This window comes from Rhizobacter sp., assembly GCF_031412495.1.
Taxonomy (GTDB): Bacteria; Pseudomonadota; Gammaproteobacteria; order Burkholderiales; family Burkholderiaceae_C; genus Schlegelella_A.
Genome location: NZ_JANODC010000186.1, coordinates 1 through 5,181, shown reverse-complemented (window position 1 = coordinate 5,181; position 5,181 = coordinate 1). Strand labels below are relative to the sequence as shown.

The following is a 5,181-nucleotide window of genomic DNA, read 5'->3' as shown; positions in this document are numbered from 1 at the left end:
TCGCCGAGGTCCAGCCTAGCACCGGGCCGGCCTGGGTGCGGTCGAAGATGACGCCGATGGTCCGGAAGGTGGATCCGTTGCCGATGCCGCTGGCGGCGAACAGCAGCAGGAAGAGCGCCATGAAGACGACGAAGTGCTCCTCCGGCGTCGGCGACCGGTACGCCAGCAGCATCACGTAGCCCACCGCGACCGAGGCCACCACCATCACCGCGGAGACGACCTGGGTGACGATCGATCCGCCGACCTTGTCGGAGATCCAGCCGCCGACCGGGCGGATCAGAGCACCGACGAAGGGGCCGGTCCAGGCCCAGGTCAGCGCCGACGGCGCGTTCGGGTTCTTCAGCGTGTGCTGCAGCACGCCGGCGGCGTCGACGACGTGGCTGACGCCGAAGATCACCGTGATCGCCAGCGGCAGCGCCATCGCGAAGCCGATGAACGAGCCGAAGGTGACGATGTAGAGGATCGTCATCGCCCAGGTGTGCTTGTTGCGGAAGATCTTGAACTGGGTGGCGATGCCCTCCTTCATCGTGCCGAAGGCGGTGAGCTTGAGCACCAGGAGCGTGCCGACGACGATGAGCGGCATCGCCAGCCACATGTTCAGGAGGCCGAGGCCCGTGGGCCGGGGCAGGTAGAGGTACAGGCCGATCCCGGCCGGCACGAAGGACAACGTGTAGAGCCAGATGATCTTCAGGAAGGCCGCGATCGTTCCGCCGGTCGACGGCGACACGGTCTTCAGGTTGTTCATCCCGAACCAGCACAACGCCGACAGCGGAACGAGCGACAGCAGCCAGGCGAAGCCGGCGTTCTGGATCCAGGTGGGCGTGCCGGCGGCGATCTTGCCGAGGATCCAGCCGCTGTCCTTCACGAGGGTCATCGGCGCCCCGGCGAGCGCGCCGAAGATGCTCGCGGTCATCACCAGGGGGATGACGATCTGCATCGTCGTGACGCCGAAGTTGCCGAGGCCGGCGTTCAGGCCCAGCGCGGTGCCCTGAAGCCGCTTCGGGAAGAAGGTGCTGATGTTGGACATCGAGCTGGCGAAGTTGCCGCCGCCGACGCCGCACCACAGCGCCATCAGCTGGAAGCTCCAGAGCGGCCACTCGGGATGCTGCAGGACGATGCCCGTGCCGATCGCCGGCGCGAGTAGCATGGCGGTGGTGAGAAAGATCGTGTTCCTGCCGCCGGCAAGGCGGATCAGGAACGAGGCCGGAATCCGCATCGTCGCGCCGGCCAGGCCCGCGATCGCCGTCAGGGTGAAGAGCTCTGCCTGGCTGAACGGGAAGCCCAGGTTGAGCATCTGCACGGTGATCATTCCCCACATCCCCCAGACCGCGAAGCCGCACAGGAGGCTGGGCACCGAGATCCACAGGTTGCGATAGGCGATCTTCTTGCCGGTCGCGTTCCAGAAGGCGTCGTCCTCGGGCCGCCAGTCGTCGATGTCTGCGCCGGATGCGGGCCGAGCGGGCGGGCCGGGCACGAGCCCCGGCTTGATCGTGGCGGTGCTCATCGCAGCTGTCTCCCTGTTCGGTTGTCGTTCATCCGGCGAGGCTGAATTCCCGTGCCTTCGGACCCATGACCTCGGCCTTGCGGACCTCCGTCCAGTACATCCAGACGAGCGAGACCCAGACCACGCCGTACATCAGCATGAAGGCCGACGAGCGGATGCCGGTCAGGTCCATCAGGGCGCCGAACATGAGCGGCAGCACGAACCCGCCGAGCCCGCCGGCGAGGCCGACGACACCGCTGATGGCGCCGATGTTGGTGGGGTAGTCGTCGGCGATGTACTTGAAGACCGACGCCTTGCCGAAGGCCCAGGCCACGCCCAGGATGAACATCAGCCCGGTGAAGGCATACACGTTGAGGCCGAGGTGAAAGGTCTTGACGCCGTTGACGGTGAGGATCGAGAAATCGGTCTGCGGGTAGCTGAGCAGGAACAGGCAGATCCAGCTCACCCACATGACCCACCAGGTGATGCTGTGTGCGCCGTACTTGTCGGCGAGCCAGCCACCGAAGGCGCGCAGCACGCCGCCCGGCAGCGAAAAGCAGGCGGCGAGCAGCGCCGCCCAGCGGATGTCGAGCCCGTACTCGCCGATGTAGTACTGCACCATCCACAGGCTCAGGGCGACGTAGCCGCCGAAGACGATGCTGTAGTACTGGCAGTACTTGAGCACCTTCGGGTCCTTGAGGGTGGCGACCTGCTCGCGCCAGCTGGCCGATTTCGGCACCAGGTGCGACGGGTCACTGGCGCTGAACAGCCAGAACAGCAGCAAGGTGCCGAGCATCACGGCGGCGTAGACCTGCGGGACCATCGTCCAGCCGAACGCGACGACGAGGGCCGGAGCGATGAACTTGTTGACGGCCGCGCCGGAGTTCCCGGCGCCGTAGACGCCCATCGCGAAGCCCTGCCGGTTCTTCGGAAACCAGCGCGCCACGTACGGCGTGCCGACGGAAAAGGAACCTCCTGCCAGGCCGACGAACAGGCCGACGACGAGAAAGTGCCAGTACTGCGTCGCATAGGCCATCAGCCAGATGGCCGGCACGGTGGTCGCCATGAGAGCCGTCATGACGATGCGGCCGCCGAAGCGGTCGGTCCATATGCCGAGCGGCACGCGGATCAGCGATCCGGTCAGCACCGGCAGCGCCGTCAGCAGGCCGAATTCGGTGGCGTTGAGGTTCAGTGCCTTCTTGATCGGGATGCCGATCACGCCGAACATCATCCAGACCATGAAGCAGACGGTGAAGGCCAGGGTGCTGACCACCAGCACCGAGATCGCCTGGCGGCCGCGCGCGGCCGGCGGCGTGGACGCTTTCCCGAATGATTCGACGGCGATGGCGACGGTCATGATCACTCTCCTTCTGCGGAACGAGTGTCGAGCGGTGTCCGGCCGCGCGCCTTGCGCAAGATCAAGTCGCGCTGCGATGCCCGGGCGACCATGCGGCCAGCGTCGGCGGGAGATCCGCACGGCGCCACGGGAGATCGGACATGCATGCACATCCCAGCCTGAGCATCATTCGCGACGAGCACAGCACCCTGGCGGCGGTGCTGCGGTCGATCGGCCTGCTCCTCGCGGAGCATCGGCGGCGCGACACGCTGCCGGACTTCACCGCCCTGCGGGCGATGCTGTTCTACATCGACGAATTCCCCGAGCGACTGCACCACCCGAAGGAAAGCGAGCTGCTGTTCCCGCGCATCCGCGAGCGTTGCGGCGACGAGCAGGCGGAGGTGCTGGCCGCCCTCGACGCCGACCATTCGCGGAGCCAGCAGGCCGTGCGCGACCTGCAGCACGAGCTGCTCGGCGTCGAGATGATGAGCGAGTCGCGCGACGCGGCGGGCCGGCGCGACCGCTTCGAGGCGTCGATGAACCTCTACATCGCCTCGTACCTCGACCACATGCGCACCGAGGAGAAGGTCGTGCTGCCGCTGGCCGAGCGGGTGCTGAGCGCGGCCGACTGGGCCGAGCTCGACAAGGCCTTCATGGAGAACCGGGATCCGCTGACCCGGCGCGACGGGAACGACGCCTACCGGCCGCTCTTCAAGCGCATCCTGATGACCCTCGGAGCGCCGCTCGGTCTCGGCTCCGCGACCGAGGCGATGGCGGTCGCCGGCCGCGGGAAGTAGCGCTCAGCGGTTGGCGGAAAATGAAGTCGAGCTCGGGTTGTCGACTGGCTCAGAGAAAACCGCGGACGGGGTCTGATCTCCTTCATTACAGGCTTGGGTTGGGCCGGTGAGAAGCTATGACTGGGGCTGCACCCCAGCCCCGTGGAGCTACGCTCCCCCCTGCGGGCTCCCCCTCAATTCAAGCTCGAGTCAGCCCTCTCCGCGCAGCTTCCTCCTCTTCGATACAATGAATACAAGTATCGCGAGAACTCGTATGGCCACCTCAATCAGGCTTGATCCTTCGATCGAACAGCGCTTGGATCAGCTTGCCGCGTCGACGGGGCGAACGAAGGCGTACTACCTGCGTGAGCTGGTCAGCAAGGGCTTGGAAGATCTCGAGGACTTCTACTTGGCCGCTGGCACGATGGAGCGTGTTCGCGCAGGTCAGGAACGCGTCTACAGCCTGGATGACGTGGAGCGTCAGCTTGGCCTGGCGGGTTGAGCTGACGGCCACCGCCGCCAAGCAGCTCGGCAAGCTTGATCGACACGAAGCGAGACGGATCACCGCTTTCTTCCGCGAGCGCTTGGCCGCGCATGAAGACCCGCGCAGCCTGGGGAAGGCATTGACCGGACCGACGCTGGGAACCTTCTGGCGCTACCGGGTCGGCGACTATCGCATCATCTGTGACATCGAGGACGGCGCTCTGCGCATCCTAGTGATCGAGGTCGGCAACCGACGAGACGTGTACAGGTAGCACCGCGCTGGACGCGAGCGTCGAGCGCGTCTTCGGGGATAAGGCCAGCGCCGAAGGGGGTGCGGTGCGCCGCGGCCCCTTCTTGAGCGCTCCCCGCCTCGGCAGCGCCGCGCCCCCAGCGGCCACAATTGTCGATGCACGAAGTACAGGAACGAGAAAGACTTCGCCAGAGGGGCTGGCCTATGACGACATCACCCGGAGAGCGGCCGAGCTTTGCGCGGTACCGGTCGCGGTCATTGCGGTGATCGACGGCGAGCATCAGCTCTTCAGATCTCGCGTCGGCACAGACATCGCTTCCCGGCCGCGGGAGCTGACGTTTTGCACCCACGCGCTGCAGGATCCGGACCGGATCCCACCGTCGTGGAGGACGCGTCCCTTGACCCGCGGTTCTCGGCCAACCCGGTGGTGACCGACGCGCCGAAGATTCGCTTCTACGCCGGCGTGCCATTGTTCTTCCGCCAGCAGCCGGTCGGAACCCTCTGCGTGTTCGACGCCGAGCCGCGGACGCTCGACGCGCGCCAGCTCGAAGAGCTTGGATCCTTGCCGCCCAGGTGATGACGGCACTCGAGGCGCGCCGCGCGAAAAATTGCTAAGCGTGGACAGGCGCAACAGCCCCGCTACCAGCGGACAGAAGTGGTACCCGAAATGGTACCCAAAGACCGCTTCGATCGAGCTGAAGTAGCCACTTGCTAACGCGCTTAGGCAGTCTGATTGGTGCCGGCTGTCCGGATCGAACGGACGACCTTCCGCTTACAAGGCGGGTGCTCTACCAACTGAGCTAAGCCGGCGTCGGTTGCGCTTTCCACGTGCGCAGCGGCGGGGCAGTATAGG

General features: G+C 66.1%; 6 protein-coding genes and 1 tRNA gene. 4 read left to right on the top strand and 3 right to left on the bottom strand.

The annotated features are described in order from the left end of the window. On the bottom strand, window positions 1-1,504 hold a 1,504-nt coding region (locus tag AC30N0_RS06810), incomplete at its 3' end, for an MFS transporter (protein WP_489517170.1). Between the two features lie 28 nt (window positions 1,505-1,532). Next, on the bottom strand, window positions 1,533-2,840 hold the full coding sequence (locus AC30N0_RS06805) for an MFS transporter (protein ID WP_489517169.1): 1,308 nt from the start codon (window positions 2,838-2,840) through the stop codon (window positions 1,533-1,535). 140 nt (window positions 2,841-2,980) lie between these two features. Here AC30N0_RS06805 and AC30N0_RS06800 point away from each other — a divergent pair, with 140 nt between their 5' ends. The 4 genes from AC30N0_RS06800 (at window position 2,981) to AC30N0_RS06785 (ending at window position 4,905) form a co-directional block, all read left to right on the top strand. Further along, complete coding sequence (locus tag AC30N0_RS06800; protein ID WP_489517168.1) at window positions 2,981-3,616, top strand: hemerythrin domain-containing protein; 636 nt, start codon at window positions 2,981-2,983, stop codon at window positions 3,614-3,616. A 253-nt stretch (window positions 3,617-3,869) separates the two neighbouring features. After that, window positions 3,870-4,097, top strand: coding sequence for a type II toxin-antitoxin system RelB family antitoxin (gene relB / locus AC30N0_RS06795; protein ID WP_489517167.1), 228 nt, complete (start codon window positions 3,870-3,872; stop codon window positions 4,095-4,097). Continuing rightward, window positions 4,081-4,350, top strand: a complete 270-nt coding sequence (locus AC30N0_RS06790) for a type II toxin-antitoxin system RelE family toxin (protein WP_489517166.1) — start codon at window positions 4,081-4,083, stop codon at window positions 4,348-4,350. Before relB ends, AC30N0_RS06790 begins: the two co-directional genes overlap by 17 nt. Window positions 4,351-4,563: 213 nt before the next feature. Then, window positions 4,564-4,905 carry a GAF domain-containing protein gene (locus tag AC30N0_RS06785; RefSeq protein WP_489517165.1) on the top strand — a complete coding sequence of 114 codons (342 nt, stop codon included), beginning with the start codon at window positions 4,564-4,566 and terminating at the stop codon, window positions 4,903-4,905. A 157-nt stretch (window positions 4,906-5,062) separates the two neighbouring features. Here the strand turns inward: AC30N0_RS06785 and AC30N0_RS06780 are convergent. After that, window positions 5,063-5,138: transfer RNA gene (locus tag AC30N0_RS06780), tRNA-Thr, on the bottom strand. Window positions 5,139-5,181 lie beyond the last annotated feature (43 nt).

Bases quoted from the DNA above. Each gene is read 5' to 3' on its own strand.
- relB (WP_489517167.1), top strand. From the start codon at position 3,870: ATGGCCACCTCAATCAGGCTTGATCCTTCGATCGAACAGCGCTTGGAT.
- AC30N0_RS06805 (WP_489517169.1), bottom strand. From the start codon at position 2,840: ATGACCGTCGCCATCGCCGTCGAATCATTCGGGAAAGCGTCCACGCCG.
- AC30N0_RS06800 (WP_489517168.1), top strand. From the start codon at position 2,981: ATGCATGCACATCCCAGCCTGAGCATCATTCGCGACGAGCACAGCACC.